The sequence below is a fragment of the Metapseudomonas boanensis genome (genome assembly GCF_018704125.1).
Lineage (GTDB): Bacteria > Pseudomonadota > Gammaproteobacteria > Pseudomonadales > Pseudomonadaceae > Metapseudomonas > Metapseudomonas boanensis.
Genome location: NZ_JAGTIS010000007.1, coordinates 138,811 through 156,587 on the forward strand (window position 1 = coordinate 138,811; position 17,777 = coordinate 156,587).

General features: G+C 64.8%; 17 protein-coding genes. 8 read left to right on the forward strand and 9 right to left on the reverse strand.

Translation table 11 applies throughout. The features are described from left to right. Positions 1-6: 6 nt before the first annotated feature. From rsmB to def, 3 genes are read right to left on the reverse strand one after another with little or no spacing between them, the layout of a single operon-like run. Positions 7-1,320, reverse strand: a complete 1,314-nt coding sequence (rsmB, locus tag J7302_RS14640) for a 16S rRNA (cytosine(967)-C(5))-methyltransferase RsmB (protein WP_215375858.1) — start codon at positions 1,318-1,320, stop codon at positions 7-9. After that, positions 1,317-2,267: a methionyl-tRNA formyltransferase gene (fmt, locus tag J7302_RS14645; RefSeq protein WP_215375862.1), complete on the reverse strand. Its 951-nt coding sequence runs from the start codon at positions 2,265-2,267 to the stop codon at positions 1,317-1,319. The genes rsmB and fmt overlap by 4 nt, the downstream gene beginning before the upstream one ends. Positions 2,268-2,322: 55 nt before the next feature. Then, a complete protein-coding gene (gene def / locus J7302_RS14650) occupies positions 2,323-2,829 on the reverse strand; it encodes a peptide deformylase (protein ID WP_215375865.1) in 507 nt (168 codons plus the stop codon). Between the two features lie 142 nt (positions 2,830-2,971). Here def and J7302_RS14655 point away from each other — a divergent pair, with 142 nt between their 5' ends. From J7302_RS14655 to J7302_RS14665, 3 genes are all read left to right on the forward strand, one after another. Next, complete coding sequence (locus J7302_RS14655; RefSeq protein WP_215375868.1) at positions 2,972-3,997, forward strand: LysM peptidoglycan-binding domain-containing protein; 1,026 nt, start codon at positions 2,972-2,974, stop codon at positions 3,995-3,997. An 85-nt stretch (positions 3,998-4,082) separates the two neighbouring features. Beyond that, complete coding sequence (gene dprA, locus J7302_RS14660) at positions 4,083-5,177, forward strand: DNA-processing protein DprA (RefSeq protein WP_215375871.1); 1,095 nt, start codon at positions 4,083-4,085, stop codon at positions 5,175-5,177. Between the two features lie 40 nt (positions 5,178-5,217). Then, on the forward strand, positions 5,218-5,775 hold the full coding sequence (locus J7302_RS14665) for an L-threonylcarbamoyladenylate synthase (protein ID WP_215375876.1): 558 nt from the start codon (positions 5,218-5,220) through the stop codon (positions 5,773-5,775). Between the two features lie 10 nt (positions 5,776-5,785). Here the strand turns inward: J7302_RS14665 and J7302_RS14670 are convergent, their stop codons facing one another. Further along, positions 5,786-6,763 carry an NADPH:quinone reductase gene (locus J7302_RS14670; RefSeq protein ID WP_215375879.1) on the reverse strand — a complete coding sequence of 326 codons (978 nt, stop codon included), beginning with the start codon at positions 6,761-6,763 and terminating at the stop codon, positions 5,786-5,788. A gap of 133 nt (positions 6,764-6,896) precedes the next feature. Between J7302_RS14670 and hemF the strand changes: the two genes are divergently transcribed. Together hemF and aroE are read left to right on the forward strand one after the other, a co-directional pair. Beyond that, a complete protein-coding gene (gene hemF, locus J7302_RS14675; protein WP_215375882.1) occupies positions 6,897-7,817 on the forward strand; it encodes an oxygen-dependent coproporphyrinogen oxidase in 921 nt (306 codons plus the stop codon). Next, on the forward strand, positions 7,817-8,641 hold the full coding sequence (gene aroE / locus J7302_RS14680) for a shikimate dehydrogenase (RefSeq protein ID WP_215375885.1): 825 nt from the start codon (positions 7,817-7,819) through the stop codon (positions 8,639-8,641). Before hemF ends, aroE begins: the two co-directional genes overlap by 1 nt. 100 nt (positions 8,642-8,741) lie before the next feature. On the opposite strand, the gene J7302_RS14685 is transcribed toward aroE, so the two are convergent. From J7302_RS14685 to betC, 3 genes are all read right to left on the reverse strand, one after another. Continuing rightward, positions 8,742-10,301, reverse strand: coding sequence for a SulP family inorganic anion transporter (locus tag J7302_RS14685; RefSeq protein WP_215375890.1), 1,560 nt, complete (start codon positions 10,299-10,301; stop codon positions 8,742-8,744). A 153-nt stretch (positions 10,302-10,454) separates the two neighbouring features. Next, positions 10,455-11,381, reverse strand: coding sequence for a choline ABC transporter substrate-binding protein (gene choX, locus J7302_RS14690; protein WP_215375893.1), 927 nt, complete (start codon positions 11,379-11,381; stop codon positions 10,455-10,457). Between the two features lie 114 nt (positions 11,382-11,495). Then, positions 11,496-13,001 (reverse strand): choline-sulfatase, encoded by a 1,506-nt coding sequence (gene betC, locus J7302_RS14695; RefSeq protein WP_215375900.1) that lies wholly within the window; start codon positions 12,999-13,001, stop codon positions 11,496-11,498. A 111-nt stretch (positions 13,002-13,112) separates the two neighbouring features. Here betC and J7302_RS14700 point away from each other — a divergent pair, with 111 nt between their 5' ends. After that, entirely contained in the window at positions 13,113-14,066 is a 954-nt protein-coding gene (locus J7302_RS14700; protein ID WP_215375905.1) for a choline sulfate utilization transcriptional regulator, read from the forward strand. Beyond that, positions 14,063-14,431 (forward strand): DOPA 4,5-dioxygenase family protein, encoded by a 369-nt coding sequence (locus J7302_RS14705; protein WP_215375909.1) that lies wholly within the window; start codon positions 14,063-14,065, stop codon positions 14,429-14,431. The genes J7302_RS14700 and J7302_RS14705 overlap by 4 nt, the downstream gene beginning before the upstream one ends. An 89-nt stretch (positions 14,432-14,520) precedes the next feature. On the opposite strand, the gene trpA is transcribed toward J7302_RS14705, so the two are convergent. Then, the gene (trpA, locus tag J7302_RS14710; protein ID WP_215375913.1) at positions 14,521-15,330 is read right to left on the reverse strand and encodes a tryptophan synthase subunit alpha; all 810 of its coding nucleotides are present in this window, start codon (positions 15,328-15,330) and stop codon (positions 14,521-14,523) included. Next, on the reverse strand, positions 15,327-16,535 hold the full coding sequence (gene trpB / locus J7302_RS14715) for a tryptophan synthase subunit beta (protein ID WP_215375916.1): 1,209 nt from the start codon (positions 16,533-16,535) through the stop codon (positions 15,327-15,329). The genes trpA and trpB overlap by 4 nt, the downstream gene beginning before the upstream one ends. A gap of 145 nt (positions 16,536-16,680) precedes the next feature. Between trpB and J7302_RS14720 the strand changes: the two genes are divergently transcribed. Continuing rightward, positions 16,681-17,571, forward strand: coding sequence for a LysR family transcriptional regulator (locus J7302_RS14720; protein WP_215375921.1), 891 nt, complete (start codon positions 16,681-16,683; stop codon positions 17,569-17,571). The last annotated feature ends 206 nt before the right edge of the window (positions 17,572-17,777 follow it).

Below are 17,777 nucleotides of genomic sequence, written 5' to 3' on the forward strand. Positions count from 1 at the left end.
GCTCCGTTAGCCGCGGGGGGAGGCGGCGATCTTGATCAGCTTGGCATAGTAGAAACCGTCATGACCGTTTTCCTGCGCCAGCAGTTGGCGGCCATGGGGTTGTTTCAATCCGTAGGGACCGTGGACGTCGAGCTCGCGGGCGCCGGGGGTGCGGGCGAGGAAGGCGGCGATGTTGTCGCTGTTCTCCTGCGGCAACGTCGAGCAGGTCGCATAGACCAGCACACCACCCACATCTAGGGTCGGCCAGAGTGCATCGAGAAGCTCGCTCTGCAATTGTGCGAGTGCGGGGATGTCCTCGGCCTTGCGGGTCAGCTTGATGTCCGGATGCCGGCGGATCACGCCGGTGGCCGAACAGGGGGCATCGAGCAGGATGCGCTGGAACGGCTTGCCGTCCCACCAGGCGCCGGTATTGCGGCCATCGGCGGCGATCAGGGTGGCCTGTAGCTGCAACCGCGCCAAGTTCTCGCGCACGCGCGCAAGGCGGGTTTCTTCCAGATCGACAGCCACCACTTCGGCGAGGCGGGGTTCGGCCTCCAGCAGGTGACAGGTCTTGCCCCCGGGGGCGCAGCAGGCGTCCAGCACGCGTTGGCCGGGGGCGAGTTCCAGGAGGTCGGCGGCCAATTGCGCGGCCTCGTCCTGCACGCTGACCCGGCCTTCGGCGAAGCCGGGTAGGGTCTTCACGTCCTGCGCTTCCAGCAGGCGGATGCCGTCGCGGCTGAACGCGCAAGATTCGGCGGCGATGCCGACCTGCTGCAGTTCGGCAAGATATGCGTCGCGGCTGCCGTGACGGCGATTGACCCGCAAGATCAACGGCGGATGTGCGTTGTTCGCTGCGCAGACCGCTTCCCAGTGCTCCGGCCAGCTGGCCTTGAGCGCCTTCTGCAGCCAGCGAGGGTGTGCAGTACGGGCGGCCGGGTCGCGCTCCAGTTCCGCGAAGATCGTTTCACCCTGGCGCTGGGCGTTGCGCAGCACTGCATTGAGCAGGCCCTTGGCCCAGGGTTTCTTCAGCTTGTCGACACAGCCGACGGTTTCACCGATTGCAGCATGGGCCGGAATGCGGGTGTAGAACAGCTGATAAAGGCCGATGAGGAGGAGGGCCTCCACATCCTTGTCGGTAGCTTTGAACGGCTTCTGCAACAGACGCTCGGCCAACGCGGCAAGGCGTGGCTGCCAGCGTGCGGCGCCAAAAGCGAGGTCTTGCGCCAGGGCGCGGTCACGGGGCTCGACCTTGTCCAGCTGTGGCGGCAGGCTGCCGCCCAGCGAGGCCTTGCCATTGAGGACTGCGGCCAGGGCGCGGGCGGCGGCGAGTCGTGGGTTCATGCCGAGGCGCCCAGCACGGTGCCCACAGCGAACTGTTCGCGGCGGCTGTTATAGAGGTCCGCGAAGTTCAACGGCTTACCACCCGGCAGCTGCAGTCGGGTCAAGCGCAGGGCACCGTCGCCGCAGGCCACGGTCAGGCCGTCCTTGTTTGTTGCGAGGATTTTCCCCGGCTGGCCATTGCCCTCGCCCAGGGCGGCAGCCAGCACTTTGAGTGGTTCGCCGTTCAGCGTGCTGTGGCAGATCGGCCAGGGATTGAAGGCGCGCACCAGGCGTTCCAGCTCGTTGGCCGGACGAGTCCAGTCGAGTCGGGCTTCGTCCTTGTTCAGCTTGTGTGCATAGGTTGCCAGGGTATCGTCCTGGGCTTCCCCTTTGAGCGTGCCGGCGGCCAGGCCGTCGATGGCCTGCAGCACGGCCTGCGGGCCCAGCTGGGCCAGGCGGTCGTGGAGGCTACCGCCGGTGTCGGAGGCTGAGATCGGAGTAGTGACCTTGAGCAGCATCGGGCCAGTATCCAGCCCTGCTTCCATCTGCATCACGGTGACGCCACTCTCCGCATCACCCGCTTGTACTGCGCGCTGGATCGGCGCCGCACCGCGCCAGCGCGGCAGCAGAGAGGCATGGCTGTTGATGCAGCCCAGGCGCGGCATGTCCAGCACCACCTGAGGCAGGATCAGGCCGTAGGCCACCACCACCATCAGATCGGCACCTAGCGCCTTCAGCTCAGCCTGGGCGGCCGGGTCACGCAGCGTCGGGGGTTGCAGGACCGGGATACCGTGTTCCAGTGCGAGTTGCTTGACCGGGCTCGGCATCAGCTTCTGCCCACGGCCTGCCGGGCGGTCCGGCTGGGTGTAGACGGCAACGATCTGGTGGGGGGAATCCAACAGGGCTTTGAGGTGTTCGGCGGCGAACTCCGGGGTGCCGGCGAAGACGAGGCGCAATGCTTGGCTCATGCGGGGCTCACTAAAAGAAAAGGCTTGCCGGGGCAAGCCTTTGGAATCGGGGGAATCAAGCCTGGAGGCGGTGCTGCTTTTCCAGCTTCTTCTTGATTCGGTCGCGCTTGAGCGACGACAGATAGTCGACGAACAGTTTGCCGTTGAGGTGGTCGCACTCGTGCTGGATGCACACGGCGAGCAGGCCCTCGGCGATCAGCTCAAAAGGCTGGCCATCGCGGTCGATGGCTTTGATCCTGACCTTTTGTGGGCGGTCGACGTTTTCGTAGAAGCCCGGTACCGAGAGGCAGCCTTCCTGGTACTGGTCCATCTCCTCGGTGAGGGATTCGAACTCGGGATTGATGAACACCCGCGGCTCGGATTTGTCCTCGGAAAGGTCCATCACCACGACACGCTTATGCACATTGACCTGGGTTGCGGCGAGGCCGATGCCCGGTGCGGCGTACATGGTTTCGAACATGTCGTCGATCAGCTTGCGCACGGAATCGTCGACCACGTCCACCGGTTTGGCGATGGTGCGCAATCGCGGATCGGGGAATTCGAGAATGTTCAGAATCGCCATATGCGTTTGTGATGCACTTGTAGAATAAAGTAAAAATCCGCTGCTAAGATGATGAGCAGCATCGAAAAAGCGGCTGTAGAGCCCAGTTGGGGCGGCTTTCAGGGCTTTTCATGTGAATCAACATAATAAAGGGATTCACCGCATGAGGAAATCTTTACTCGCCCTGCTGCTGCTGGCAGCCAGTGGTTTGGCCCAAGCTGCGGTGGAACTCAAGGACGGCCACCCCGAGCGCTATACCGTTGTGCGTGGCGACACGCTCTGGGACATCTCCGGCAAGTTCCTGCGCCAACCCTGGAAGTGGCCGGAAATTTGGCACGCCAATCCGCAAATTGAAAACCCGCACCTGATCTATCCTGGCGATGTGCTGACCCTGGTCTACGTCGACGGCCAGCCGCGCCTGATGCTCAATCGAGGCGCGTCCCGCGGCACCATCAAGCTGTCGCCGACGGTGCGCAGCACGCCGATGGCCGAGGCGATCCCAACCATTCCGCTGGAGGCCATCAACAGCTTCCTGCTGAGCAACCGCATCATCGACGACCCCGCGCAGTTCGACAGCGCGCCCTATATCGTCGCCGGCAATGCCGAGCGCGTGGTCAGCGGAGCTGGCGACCGTGTCTATGCCCGTGGCGCCTTCTCCGAGGAACAGCCGGCTTACGGCATCTTCCGCCAGGGCAAGACCTACCTAGACCCGAATACGCAGGAGTTCCTTGGCATCAACGCCGATGATATCGGCGGCGGTGAAGTGGTGGCCGAAGAAGGCGACATCGCCACCATGGAACTGACCCGCTCGACCCAGGAAGTGCGCCTGGGCGACCGCCTGTTTCCCAGCGAAGAGCGTGCGGTGAACTCCACCTTCATGCCCAGCGAGCCGGCCAGCGAGATCGACGGCCTGATCCTCGACGTACCGCGTGGTGTGACCCAGGTTGGCCAGTTTGACGTGGTGACCATCAACAAGGGTAAGCGCGATGGCTTGGCCGAAGGCAACGTCCTGGCTGTCTTCAAGACTGGCGAGACGGTGCGCGACCGGATCACCGGCGAAAACATCAAGATCCCCGATGAGCGCGCCGGCCTGCTGATGGTATTCCGCACCTACGACAAGCTCAGTTACGGTCTGATGCTGCAGGCCACCCGCCCTCTCGAAGTGATGGACAAGGTACACAACCCGTAACACCTCCAAGCCCCCGCTTTGCGGGGGCTTGTTGTATTGATGGCGGTCCTGCCGCGTTGCGCGGTGCGATCAAGGACCGATCGACATGCCATCTCTCTCGCCCGCCGAGCTGGAAGCTCGCCTGCGTTTGCACAGCCTTCCCGAACTCGGCCCACGCCGTTTCCACCACCTCCTTGAAGCCTTCGGTAGCGCCTCGGCAGCCCTGAGCGCGCCGGCTGCAGCCTGGCGTTCCCTGGATTTGCCCAGTGCCTGCGCCGAATCGCGCCGCAGCCCGGAAATCCGTGAGCGTGCAGCTGCGGCCCTGGCCTGGTTAAAGGTGCGCGGGCATCACCTGCTGTGCTGGGGCGACCCCGCCTACCCCGCCCTGCTCGCCGAATTGGTCAACGCACCGCCGCTGCTCTTCGTCGCCGGTGACCCTGCGCTGCTGGAGCAGCCGCAATTGGCCATGGTCGGCAGCCGTCGAGCCTCGGCTGCCGGGTTGGATACGGCCCGGTCGTTTGCCAAGAGCCTGGCCGGTGGTGGGTTCGTGGTCACCAGTGGCCTGGCCTTGGGCATCGACGGCGCAGCACATCAGGGCGCCCTGGATGTGGAGGGGCGGACCGTGGCGGTGCTCGGCACAGGCCTTGAGCGTGTCTATCCGCATCGGCACAAGGGATTGGCCGCGCGCATCGTCGCCGAGGGCGGTGCTCTGGTGTCAGAGTTGCCGCTGGACTGCGCGCCCCAGGCGAGCAACTTTCCCAGACGCAATCGCATCATCAGCGGATTGTCCCTGGGTGTGCTGGTGGTGGAGGCCAGCCCGTCCAGTGGCTCATTGATCACCGCCCGCCTGGCCGTCGAACAAGGGCGCGAGGTCTACGCGATTCCCGGCTCGATCCATCATCCTGGCGCGCGGGGCTGCCATGAACTGATCCGCGAAGGGGCCACGCTGGTGCAGCAGGTTGAAGACATTCTCGAAGCCCTGCGCGGTTGGCAGGCGATCGCGCCGGTGACCTCCAGTCCGGCGGTGCAACGGGTCGACCATCCTCTACTCGCCTTGCTCTGCGCAGCGCCTTACAGCAGTGAAGGTCTTGCGGTGGTCAGTGGCTGGTCGTTGCCACAGGTGCTTGCCGAACTCACCGAACTGGAGCTGCAAGGACGCGTGGCACGGGAAGCCGGGCTCTGGGTGCATCGAGCCGGCTGAGACCTGTAAACTCCGCCCATCGGGTGTTCTGGAGTCGACGATGGTCAGTAACTGGCGAGTTCAACAGGTGGCACGAGTGGTACGTGAGGGCGGTGTGATTGCCTATCCCACTGAGGCGGTCTGGGGCCTTGGCTGCGACCCTTGGAACGAGGACGCGGTGTATCGCCTCCTGGCGCTCAAGGAGCGTCCGGTGGAGAAGGGACTGATCCTGGTGGCGGACAACGTCCGTCAGTTCGACTTTCTTCTCGAAGACCTGCCCGAAACCTGGCTGGACCGCCTGGCAAGCACCTGGCCCGGCCCTAACACCTGGCTGGTGCCACACCAGAACCTCCTGCCGGAGTGGATTACCGGGCAGCACGACAGTGTTGCCCTGCGGGTCAGCGGCCACCCGGTGGTGCGAGACCTTTGCGCCCTCACCGGTCCGCTGGTCTCCACGTCGGCCAACCCGGCGGGTCGGCCGGCGGCCTATTCGCGCTTGCGTGTCCAGCAGTACTTCGGTGACCAACTCGACGCCGTGCTCGGCGGCGCCCTTGGCGGGCGCCGTAATCCGAGCACGATTCGCGACCTGGTCAGCGGCAAGGTCATTCGCGCCAGCTGATCATCAACGCTTACGGGATCAGCACGGTCGAGCCGGTGGTCTGGCGACTCGCCAGGGCGGCGTGGGCCTTGGCCGCATCGGCCAGGGCGAAGCGCTGGCTGACTTCCACCTTGATGCGGCCATCGGCGATCAGGCTGAACAGCTCATCGGCCATGGCTTGCAGGCGTTCGGGTGTGCTGGCGTAGCCGAACAGCGTCGGGCGGGTGACGAACAGTGAGCCCTTCTGCGCAAGGATGCCCAGGTTGACCCCGGCGACGGGCCCGGAGGCATTGCCGAAGCTCACCAGCAGCCCTCGCGGCGCGACGCAATCCAGTGATGTTTCCCAGGTGTCCTTGCCGACCGAGTCGTAGACCACCGGGCATTTCGCTCCGTTGGTAAGCTCCAGTACCCGCTGCACCACGTTTTCACGGCTGTAATCGATGGTCGCCCAGGCACCCTTGGCTTTCGCTTGCTCGGCCTTCTCCTCCGAGCTGACGGTGCCGATCAGCTTCACGCCCAGCGCCTTTGCCCACTGGCAGGCGATCTGGCCAACCCCGCCCGCCGCGGCGTGGAACAGAATGGTCTCGCCGCCTTGCAGCGGGAAGGTCTGGCGCAGCAGGTATTGCACCGTCAGGCCCTTGAGCATGACGGCTGCGGCCTGCTCGAAGCTGATGCTATCCGGCAGCCGCACCAGCTTGTCCGCTGGCAGCACATGCAGTTCGCTGTAGGCGCCCAGCGGCCCGGTCGCGTAGGCGACGCGGTCGCCGACCTTGAACTGGGTCACCTCGCTGCCCACCGCATCCACTTCTCCGGCGCCTTCGGTGCCCAGGCTGGTGGGGAAATGGGGCGCGGGATAGAGGCCGCTGCGGTAGTAGGTGTCGATGAAGTTCAGGCCGATGGCGCGGTTTCGCACGCGCACTTCTTGCGGCCCGGGTTCGGCGGGTGCGTAGTCCGCATATTCGAGGACTTCTGGACCGCCATAGGCGGAGAATTGGATGCGCTTGGCCATCGCGGGTGACTCCTGGTCTGAAAAGCTCCCATCCAACGCTTCGCCTTGACTCCCGTCAAGTCACCCGCAGGTCCCGGCAGTGGTATGCTTGCCCGCTCATTTTCTGCCCCCGCACCGCTCCAGGGTTGACGCCGTGACTGACCGTATCGAGGCCGTAAAGGCCTACCTGCTCGATCTGCAAGACCGTATCTGCAACGCCCTGGCGGCCGAGGATGGCAGCGCCGGATTCATCGAGGACGCCTGGACCCGCCCGGCGGGCGGCGGCGGCCGTACGCGGGTGATCGAGCAGGGCGCCGTGATCGAAAAAGGCGGGGTCAACTTCTCCCATGTCTTCGGCGCCAACCTGCCGCCGTCGGCCAGCGCCCATCGCCCCGAGCTGGCCGGACGTGGCTTCCAGGCGCTCGGTGTGTCCCTGGTAATCCACCCGGAAAGCCCCCACGTGCCCACCTCCCACGCCAACGTGCGCTTCTTCTGCGCCGAGAAGGAAGGCGAAGAGCCGGTCTGGTGGTTTGGTGGTGGCTTCGACCTGACCCCCTACTACGCCAATGAAGAAGACTGCGTGTATTGGCACAAGGTGGCCCGTGACGCCTGTGCCCCCTTCGGCGCTGACGTGTATCCGCGTTACAAGGAATGGTGCGACCGCTACTTCCACCTCAAGCACCGCAACGAACCGCGCGGCATCGGCGGCCTTTTCTTCGACGACCTCAACCAGTGGGATTTCGACACCAGCTTCGCGTTCACGCGGGCCATCGGAGATGCCTACCTGGAGGCTTACCTGCCGATCCTGCAGAAGCGCAAGAACCAGCCCTTCACCGAGCAGCAACGTGAATTCCAGGCCTACCGCCGTGGCCGTTACGTGGAGTTCAACCTGGTCTTTGACCGCGGCACCTTGTTCGGCCTGCAATCGGGCGGACGTACCGAGTCCATCCTCATGTCACTGCCGCCGATGGTGCGGTGGGGATATGACTGGAAGCCCGAACCGGGCAGCGAAGAGGCGCGGCTCACCGAATACTTCCTCAAGGATCGCGACTGGCTCGGGGAGGCAGGGCTCTGATGGACCGCTACTGTGTTTTCGGCAACCCCATCGGCCACAGCAAATCCCCGCTGATCCACCGCTTGTTCGCCGAGCAGACTGGTCAACAGCTCACCTACGAAACCGTGCTTGCGCCACTGGATGATTTCACTGGCTGCGCCCGCCAGTTCTTCCAGACCGGTAAGGGCGGCAACGTCACCGTGCCGTTCAAGGAGCAGGCCTACCAGTTGGCCGACAGCCTCAGCGCGCGCGCACAACGCGCCGGCGCGGTGAACACCCTGAAGAAACTCGACGACGGCAGCCTGCTCGGCGACAACACCGATGGCGCCGGCCTGGTGGGTGACCTGAAGCGCAATGCCGGTGTATCGCTCGCCGGCAAGCGCATCCTGCTGCTGGGCGCCGGTGGCGCCGTGCGCGGCGTGCTGGAGCCGCTGCTGGCCGAAAAGCCGGCGGCCTTGGTGATCGCTAACCGCACCGTGGAAAAGGCCGAAACCCTGGCGCAACTCTTCGCCGACCTGGGCCCGGTTTCCGCCAGCGGTTTCGACTGGCTGGAGGAGCCGGTGGACCTGATCATCAACGGCACCTCCGCCAGCCTTTCCGGCGAGCTGCCACCCATCTCCCCGAGCCTGATCCAGCCGGGCCACACGGTCTGCTACGACATGATGTACGGCAAGGACCTCACCGCCTTCAATCGCTGGGCCACCGAGCACGGCGCCGCGCGCACCCTGGACGGTCTGGGCATGCTGGTGGAGCAGGCCGCTGAAGCGTTCCTGCTGTGGCGCGGCGTGCTGCCGGACAGTGCGCCGGTCTTGGCCGAGCTGCGCCGGCAGCTAGCACAGGGCTGAGTCTCTTGTAGGTTGGTGCGGGCCGCGCAGGTCTGAGCCTGCGAAACCCAAGGGTTGGGCGTCGTCGAACTCAGCCCAACGTGCAGGCCTTGGCGCCGCCCTACCCCTCGATCACCAGGCCGCTGCGCGAGTCTTCCAGTTTGCGCAGCTCCCGTTCTACCTGCGGCCTGGCTCGGCGCAGCACCAGGCAGCGCCCTTCCCCACCGAGCCGGCGCGCTTCGTCATGCAGCAGGCTCACCCCTGCGTAGTCGATGAAGTTCACATGGTGGGCATCCAGCACCAGGCGCGCGGCCTGGCTGCGCTGGATCAGCCGCTGCAGGTACGGGCAGGCGCCGAAGAAGATCGAACCCTCGATGCGCAGCACCTCGTCTTCACCTTCCCGCGCCTGCATCACGCGGGGTTGCGAAGTGCGCTTGAGGTAGAAGAACAGCGAGGCCAGCACGCCGGCGTAGATGGCCGTTTGCAGCTCCAGCAGCAGGGTCGCGGCGCAGGTCAGTGTCATCACCACGAACTCCGATCGGCTGACCCGCCAGAGCTGTCGAATACCGCGGATATCCACCAGGCCCCAGCAGATCAGCAGGATGCTCGCGGCCATCGCCGGCAGCGGAATGTGTGCGATCAGGTGCGCGCCCAGCAGTGCGAACAGGGCCACCCAGATCGCGGAGAACACACCGGCGAGCGGTGAGGTGGCGCCGGCTTGCAGGTTCAGCGCCGAGCGGGTGAAGGAGCCCGCCGAGAGGTAGCCGGAGAACCAGGCGCCGATCAGGTTCGACAGCCCTTGGCCGCGAGTTTCCAGATTGGCGTCGAGCGCCTGTCCGGACTGCCTGGCCAGGGCGCGGGCAATCGACAGACTGGTAACCAGGCCGAGTAGGCCGCAGGCCACGGCCGAGGGCAATAGCCGCAGCAGGTCTTCGAAGTCCAGCTGCAGGTTCGCCAGGGGTGGCAGGCTGCCGATGAAGGGCGGCACCAGCGCGACCCTGCCAAAGGTACCGGGCAGCAGGACGACCAGCAGGCTGGCGCCGGCAATGGCGATCAACAGCGCCGGCAGTCGTGGCCAAAGGCTGCGCACCAGCACCGCGACTGCCAGGGTCACGGCAGCCACCAGCAGCGATGGCCAATGCATCTCACCCAGATGCCCGGCGAGTTGCTGAGTGCTTTGCAGCGCGGTGGCGCGCCCTTCCAGGTTGGCCAGGCCGAGTAAGTTGGGCACCTGACCGAGGGCAATCACCAAGGCTGCGCCGAGGGTGAAACCAAGTACGACCGATTGTGAGACGAAGTTGGCCAGGCTGCCGAAACGCAGCGCACCGAGCAGCCATTGGAAGGCGCCGGCAAGGAAGGTCAGCAGTAGCACCAGGCCGATGTAGTCACCGCTGCCAGGCAAGGCTAGCGGGCTGACACTGGCGAATAGCACCACCGAAATGGCCGCCGTGGGGCCGCCGATCAAGTGCCGGGACGAGCCCCAGAGGCAGGCGACGATCACCGGCACCACCGCCGCGTACAAACCGTACTCTGCCGGCAATCCGGCGATCAGCGCGTAGGCGATGGATTGTGGCAACGCGAGGATGGCGCCGGTCAGCCCCACCAGCGCATCGCAGCCGAGGCTGCGATACGTAGTGCTCGGTAGCCAGCGCAGGAAGGGGAAGAGATCGGATGGACGCATGGGCGACTCGGAGTGGCTGCCGGGGTGTTCTTGTGGGGGGGTGAATTCATTCGCGGTGCAGGCCGCAGGCCTGCCATTGGACACCCATGGGGGCTGCATCGCAGCCCTTAGCGAATGAATTCGCCCCAACAGGGTTTGTGCAACTGACCAGGGTCAGAGCTTAGCCAGGACTGCAGCGCGGGCATCACCGCCTTCACGGGTCGTGACGCCTTGAAGCCAGCCTTCGACCACCGCTGGATTTGCCTTGAGCCAGGCCTTGATCGCCGCTTCGTTGTTGGCGTTTTCGTTCAGCACCTGGTTCATGATGGCGTTCTCCATGTCCTGGGTGAACTGCAGGTTGGCCAACAGCTTGCCGACGTTCGGGCACTGCTGGGCGTAGCCCTTGCGCGCCAGGGTGTTCACGCTGCCGCTTTCACCGAAGTACTTCTCGCCGCCCTTGAGGTACTTCATGTCGTATTGCACGTTCATCGGATGCGGGGTCCAGCCAAGGAAAACCACGAACTGCTCGCGCTTCACCGCCCGGCCCACCTGCACCAACATCGCCTGTTCGCTCGACTCCACCAGCTTCCAGCCACCCAGGCCGAACTCGTTGGTCTCGATCATCTTGCGGATCGACTCGTTGGCGGGCGCACCGGAGCCAATGCCGTAGAGCTTCTTGTCGAACTTCTCAGCGAATTTCTGCAGGTCGGCGAAAGTCTTCACCCCGGCTTCATAGGCATAGGTTGGTACGGCGAGGGTGTACTCAGTGCCGCTGAGGTTCTGCGCCAGCTTGTCCACGCTCCCGGCGGCGACGAACTTGTCGTAGTTGCTTTGCTGGGCCGGCATCCAGTTGCCGAGGAAGGCATCGATCTGACCCTTGTGCAGGCCGGCGAAGATGATTGGCACCGCCAGGGTCGGTGTCTCGGTCCGGTAGCCCAGCCCGTCGAGCAGGATGCGCGCCACGCCATTGGTTACGGCGATATCGCTCCAGCCCGGATCGCCCAGTTTTACCGTCGCGCAACTGGCGTCCTCGGCCTGGGCATTGAACACCACGCCCGACAGCAACAGGCTGCCGGCAAGCACCGCATTGATCGTCTTCATGCCTTCGTTCCTCGCTATTTCTGGCTGTTCTTCCGTAGGAGCGGGCTTGCTCGCGAAGGGACATAGCCGCTTCGCCAGCAAGAACTCGGCGTGCCCATGGCTCCTACAAGCTCTTTAGGGCTGTGGATAACGCGCTCGACGCTCCAGGTCGTCGAGGTCGATGTGGTTGCGCATGTACTGCTGACTGGCATCGACCCAGGGTTGGTGGTCCCAGCTTTTCAGCTTGCCGCGTTGCAAGGCATCGGCAACGAAGCGGCGGCGGCGCTGGCTGGCCAGGGTAGCCTGGTGAATTGCCGGGATGTCCCAGCGTGTGCGGGCCTCTTCGACGAACGCCGCCAGCAGCGCCTGGTGGTCCTGCGATCCAGCCAGGTTTTCCAGTTCCTGCGGGTCGTTCTCCAGGTCGAACAACAGACAGGGGTCCTGCTCCGAGTAGATGAATTTGTAAGGGCCACGACGAATCATCATCAGCGGGCTGGTCGTACCCTCGGCCATGTATTCGCCCAGCACCTCGTCGTGTCCGCCCTCGCCTTGCAGGTGCGGCAGCAGCGAGCGGCCATCCAGCGACAGGCTCGGCTCCAGCGTGCCACCGGCCAATTCCACCAGGGTCGGTAAGAGGTCGAGGGTGGAGACCGACTGGCTCACCCGAGCGGCCTTGAAGCGAGCAGGCGCATGGACCAGCAGCGGCACTCGCGCAGCCATCTCGAACCAGTGCATTTTGTACCAGAGGCCGCGCTCGCCAAGCATGTCGCCATGGTCGCCGGAGAACACGATTACGGTGTCCTCGGCCAGGGCGCAATCCTTGAGCGTCTTGAGCAACGCGCCGACCTGATCGTCGACGTAGCTGCAGGCGCCGAAATAGGCGCGTCGGGCATCGCGGATCTTGTGCTGGGGCAGCGGCTTGCCCCACAGGTCGATGACCTTTAGCAGGCGTTGGGAGTGCGGGTCCTGTTCGGCATCGGCGAACTGCACGCGCGGCAGCTCGATGTCTTCCTCACGGTAACGGTTCCAGTATTCCTCGGGGATGGTGTACGGGTCGTGCGGGTGGGTCAGCGACACGGTCAGGCAGAAGGGTTGCCCGTCCTGCTCGCGGACGTGGTCGTAGAGATACTGCCGCGCTTTGAACACCACTTCCTCGTCGAAATCCAGTTGGTTGGTGCGCACGCAGGGGCCGGCCTGCAGCACCGAAGACATGTTGTGGTACCAGGTCGGGCGTACGTCCGGCTCGTCCCAGTTCACCGCCCAGCCATAGTCGGCCGGGTAGATATCGCTGGTCAGGCGCTCCTCGTAGCCGTGCAGCTGGTCCGGGCCACAGAAGTGCATCTTGCCGGACAGCGCAGTGCGATAGCCCAGGCGCCGCAGATAATGGGCGTAGGTCGGCACATCGGCAGGGAAGTCGGCGGCGTTGTCAAATGCGCCGATCTTCGACGGTAGCTGGCCGCTCACCAGGGTGAAGCGCGAGGGCGCGCAGAGCGGGCTGTTGCAGTAGGCCGATTCGAAGACCACGCCCTCGGCCGCCAGACCGCTCAGGTGCGGCATCTTGATCGGCGATCGGGAGTAGAAGGGCAGCATTGGCGCGGCCATCTGGTCGGCCATGATGAAGAGGATGTTCGGGCGTTTCATCGTTCGCTTATCCATTCGGTCGAATTATGCGAAAGTGCTGGGAGCGATCATCCTGCTCAGTTGTTTCTGGGTAAACCGCACGGTGAAACATGACTCGGATAAGCAAGCGTTATGGCAGAACTGAATCCTGAGCTGTCCCTCGACCTGCTGCGGGTCTTCGAATCCGCTGCGCGCCACCTCAGCTTCACCGCCGCTGCGGTGGAACTTGGCACCACGCAGCCGGCGGTCAGCCAGCAGATCCAGCGTCTGGAGAAGCAGCTGGCGACGCGCCTATTCGACCGCGTCTACCGCGGCATCGAGCTGACCGACAGCGGTCGTCTGCTGTTCGGCCACGTGCAGGAGGGCTTGCTGGCGATCAGTACCGGCCTCGAAGCCATCGGTTCGCGCCCACAGCACGAGGTGCTGCAGGTCGCCACCGACTTCGCCTTCGCCGCCTACTGGCTGATGCCACGGCTGCACCGCTTCCATGAGGCGAACCCGGACATCGACGTGAGCCTGGTGACCAGCGACCGCACGATGAACATGCTGCGTTCGGAGATCGATGTCGCCATCGCCTTCGGCGACGGCCGCTTCAAGCACGGCGACGCATTCTTGCTGTTTCGCGAGGAGGTCTTCCCGATCTGCAGCCCGCGCCTGTTGGTAGGGCGCGAGGCGCCACTGTCAGTGAGCGCGTTAGCGGACCTGCCACTGTTGCACCTGAAGCCTGAGGTACGCACCCGCTGGTTTGACTGGAACGCGCTGTTCCGTGCCCTGGGCATTGCCCAGCCGCCCGCGTCGGGGCTGCTGCGCTTCGACAATTACACTCTGCTGATCCAGGCTGCGATCGCCGGTCAGGGTGTGGCCATCGGTTGGCGCTACCTGGTGGACGAGTTGATCGAGCAAGGCCTGCTGACGCGGCTGATCGACGGCAGCGTCGCCTCGGAATTTGGCTATTACGTGGTCCAGCCAGCGCGCAAGCGGCGCGTACGGCTGGTGGATTCGTTCGTCGACTGGCTGCAACGGGAGCTGGGCGATGAAGCCCGGCAGGGGCAGCTGATCACGCAATCGGAAGGCATCGCAATATGAGTCAGGCTCCCGCTCCCCGCATCAAGGGCTATCACGCCCATGTCTACTTCACCGCCGAGACCCTTGAGCAGGCCCGCACCCTGTGCGAAGAAGCAGCGCGTCTGTTCCCGCTGAAGATGGGCCGCGTGCACGAGAAGCCGGTTGGCCCACACCCCGACTGGAGCTGTCAGCTGGCCTTCAAGCCGGAGCTTTTTGGCGAGGTGATCCCCTGGCTGGCACTGCACCGCAATGGCCTGGTGGTGCTGGTGCACCCCATCACCGGCAGCGACCTGCGCGACCATCGCGACTATCCCCTATGGATGGGCGCCGTGCGGCCGCTGGACCTGTCCGATTTGTCGGATGGGGCGGTGGAATACGATTTGTAGGCGAGAAAAACACCGTAGGAGCGAGCCTGCTCGCGAATGGCCTGTGCAAGCCTTTGCGAGCAAGCTCGCTCCTACGGTTCGGGATGACGTCAGGCGCGAGCGCCGCGGACGCCTTCAGCGAGGGTTTTGCAGAGGCTGAGCACGCCGTCGACGGCCTGCTCCGGGCTATCGGCCTTGGCGATCTGGTCCACCAGCGCCGAACCCACCACCACGCCATCGGCCAGACGCGCGACGCTGGCCGCGTGTTCGGCGGTGCGGATGCCGAAGCCGATGCACACTGGCAGCTGGGTGTGGCGGCGCAGGCGGGTGACGGCTTCCTGGACGTGCTCCAGGGTCGCCGAGCCTGCGCCGGTCACACCGGCCACCGAAACGTAGTAGACGAAGCCAGAGCTGCCCGCGAGCACGGTGGGCAGGCGGTTATCGTCAGTGGTCGGGGTGGTCAGGCGGATGAAGTCGATGCCGGCGGCCTGGGCCGGTTGGCAAAGGTCTTCGTTGTGCTCCGGCGGCAGGTCGACCACGATCAGACCGTCCACGCCGGCTTCCTTGGCGTCACTGATGAAGCGCCCCACGCCGTAGTAGTGGATTGGGTTGAAGTAGCCCATCAGCACCAGCGGAGTGTCCTGGTTGCCTTCGCGGAATTCGCGGACCATCTGCAGCGTCTTGGCCAGGTTCTGCTTGCCGGCCAGGGCGCGGATGTTGGCCAACTGGATCGACGGGCCGTCAGCCATCGGGTCGGTGAAGGGCATGCCCAGTTCGATGACGTCGGCGCCAGCGCCCGGCAGGCCCTTGAGGATGGCCAGGGAGGCGTCGTAGCTCGGGTCGCCGGCGGTGACGAAGGTCACCAGCGCCGCGCGGTTCTGCTCTTTCAGCTGGGCAAAGCGAGTCTGCAGGCGGCTCATGCCTTGTGCTCCTGTTGCATGTGGTGCATTACGGTCTGCATGTCCTTGTCACCGCGGCCGGAGAGGTTGACCACCATGATGTGGTCCTTTGGCAGGTTCGGCGCGCGCTTGAACACTTCGGCCAGGGCGTGGGAGCTTTCCAGCGCCGGGATGATGCCTTCCAGGCGGCAGCACAGGTGGAAGGCTTCGAGTGCTTCGTGGTCGGTGATCGAGGTGTATTCGACGCGGCCGATATCGTGCAACCAGGCGTGTTCCGGGCCGATGCCTGGGTAGTCGAGGCCGGCCGAAATCGAGTGGGCGTCGATGATCTGGCCGTCTTCGTCCTGCAGCAGGAATGTGCGGTTACCGTGCAGTACGCCGGGTACACCGCCATTCAGGCTGGCTGCGTGCTTGCCGGTTTCGATGCCGTGGCCGGCCGCTTCGACGCCGATGATCTTCACGCTCTGGTCATCGAGGAAGGGGTGGAACAGGCCCATGGCGTTGGAGCCACCGCCGATGCAAGCGACCAGCGAGTCGGGCAGGCGGCCTTCTTTCTCGGCGAGTTGCTCGCGGGTTTCCTTGCCGATCACGGCCTGGAAGTCGCGGACCATGGCCGGATAGGGGTGCGGACCGGCAACGGTGCCAATCAGGTAGAACGTGGTGTCGACGTTGGTCACCCAGTCACGCAGGGCTTCGTTCATCGCGTCCTTCAGGGTACCGGTGCCGGCGGTGACCGGAATCACTTCGGCACCGAGCAGCTTCATGCGGAAGACGTTGGCCTGCTGGCGGTCAATGTCGGTGGTGCCCATGTAGATCACGCATTGCAGGCCGAAGCGGGCAGCCACGGTGGCGGTGGCCACGCCGTGCATGCCGGCACCGGTCTCGGCGATGATGCGCTTCTTGCCCATGCGCCGGGCCAGGAGGATCTGGCCGATGCAGTTGTTGATCTTGTGCGCGCCGGTGTGGTTCAGCTCTTCGCGCTTGAGGTAGATCTTCGCGCCGCCGCAGTGCTCGGTCAGGCGTTCGGCGAAGTACAGCGGGCTCGGGCGGCCGACGTAATCGCGCTGGAAGTAGGCCAGCTCTTTCTGGAATTCCGGGTCAATCTTGGCCTTTTCGTACTCGCGGGCCAGGTCGTGGATCAGCGGCATCAGGGTTTCGGCGACGTACTGTCCGCCGAAGGCGCCGAACAGGCCCTTGTTGTCCGGGCCGGTGCGCAATGAAGTCATGGTGTGCTCCTGCTCTTGCTCCCCTCTCCCGCCGAGAGGGGCCGGGGGGGAGGCGGAAGTGGGTGATGGGGCCATTCTACCCCTGGCAGGGCGCCGGAAAAGCGATTAGATTGCCTGGACCTGTCAATAAAACTCACGGATTAGCATGAGCCGAGACCTGCCTCCGCTGAATGCCCTGCGCGCCTTCGAGGCCGCCGCACGCCTGCAGAGCATCAGCCGCGCTGCGGATGAACTACATGTGACCCATGGCGCCGTAAGCCGCCAGGTGCGCCTGCTGGAAGAACAGCTCGGCGTGGCGCTGTTCAGCAAGGAAGGGCGTGGCGTAAAACTCACGGATGCCGGCCAGCGTCTGCGGGATGCTTCGGGCGAAGCCTTCGACCGCCTGCGCGATGTGTGCGCCGACCTGCAGCGGCGCAGCGAGGATGCCCCTTTCGTGCTCGGTTGCCCCGGCAGCTTGTTGGCGCGCTGGTTCATCCCGCGCCTGGATCGCCTCAACCGCGAGCTGCCGGAACTGCGCCTGCAGCTTTCGGCCAGCGAAGGCGAGCTGGACCCGCGCCGTCCTGGCGTCGATGCCACCCTCTGCTTCGCCGAACCACCCTGGCCAGCGGACATGCGGGTGTTCGAGCTGGCGATCGAGCGCATCGGCCCGGTCCTCAGCCCGCGCTATGCCCGCCACGATGCGCTAGCCAACGCCCAGGCGGCAGCATTGCTGGATGACGCCCTGCTGCACACGGTGTCGCGGCCCCAGGCTTGGCCGCAATGGGCGCGAGCCCAGGGCCTGATGGCAGAGCAGCTTCGTCTGGGGCAAGGTTTCGAGCATCTCTATTACCTGCTTGAGGCCGCGGTCGCAGGCCTCGGGGTGGCCATTGCGCCGCAGCAATTGGTTGCCGACGAACTGGCCTCGGGACGCTTGGTGGCACCCTGGGGCTTCGTCGAGACGCCGGCTCGCCTGGCGCTCTGGGTGCCGGCACGCCAGCTCGATCGTCGCGCCGAACGACTTGCCCAGTGGTTGCGCAATGAGTTGGCAGGCCGATAGCCGCATTCTTGTCTAGCCTTGGTGAGGACACCTACCAGGCCGTTGAAAAACTACCTGCGTTGGCAATACTGCGCTCAACCGGCCCGGGACACGGCGTCTCAAAATGCTCATTTACAGCACGTGAACTGCGTTTTTCGGCCGTTTTTGGCTTGTCTTGCCTGCCTCGCCTACGCTTTTCAACGGTTTGTTACCCGCGCCTACCGAAG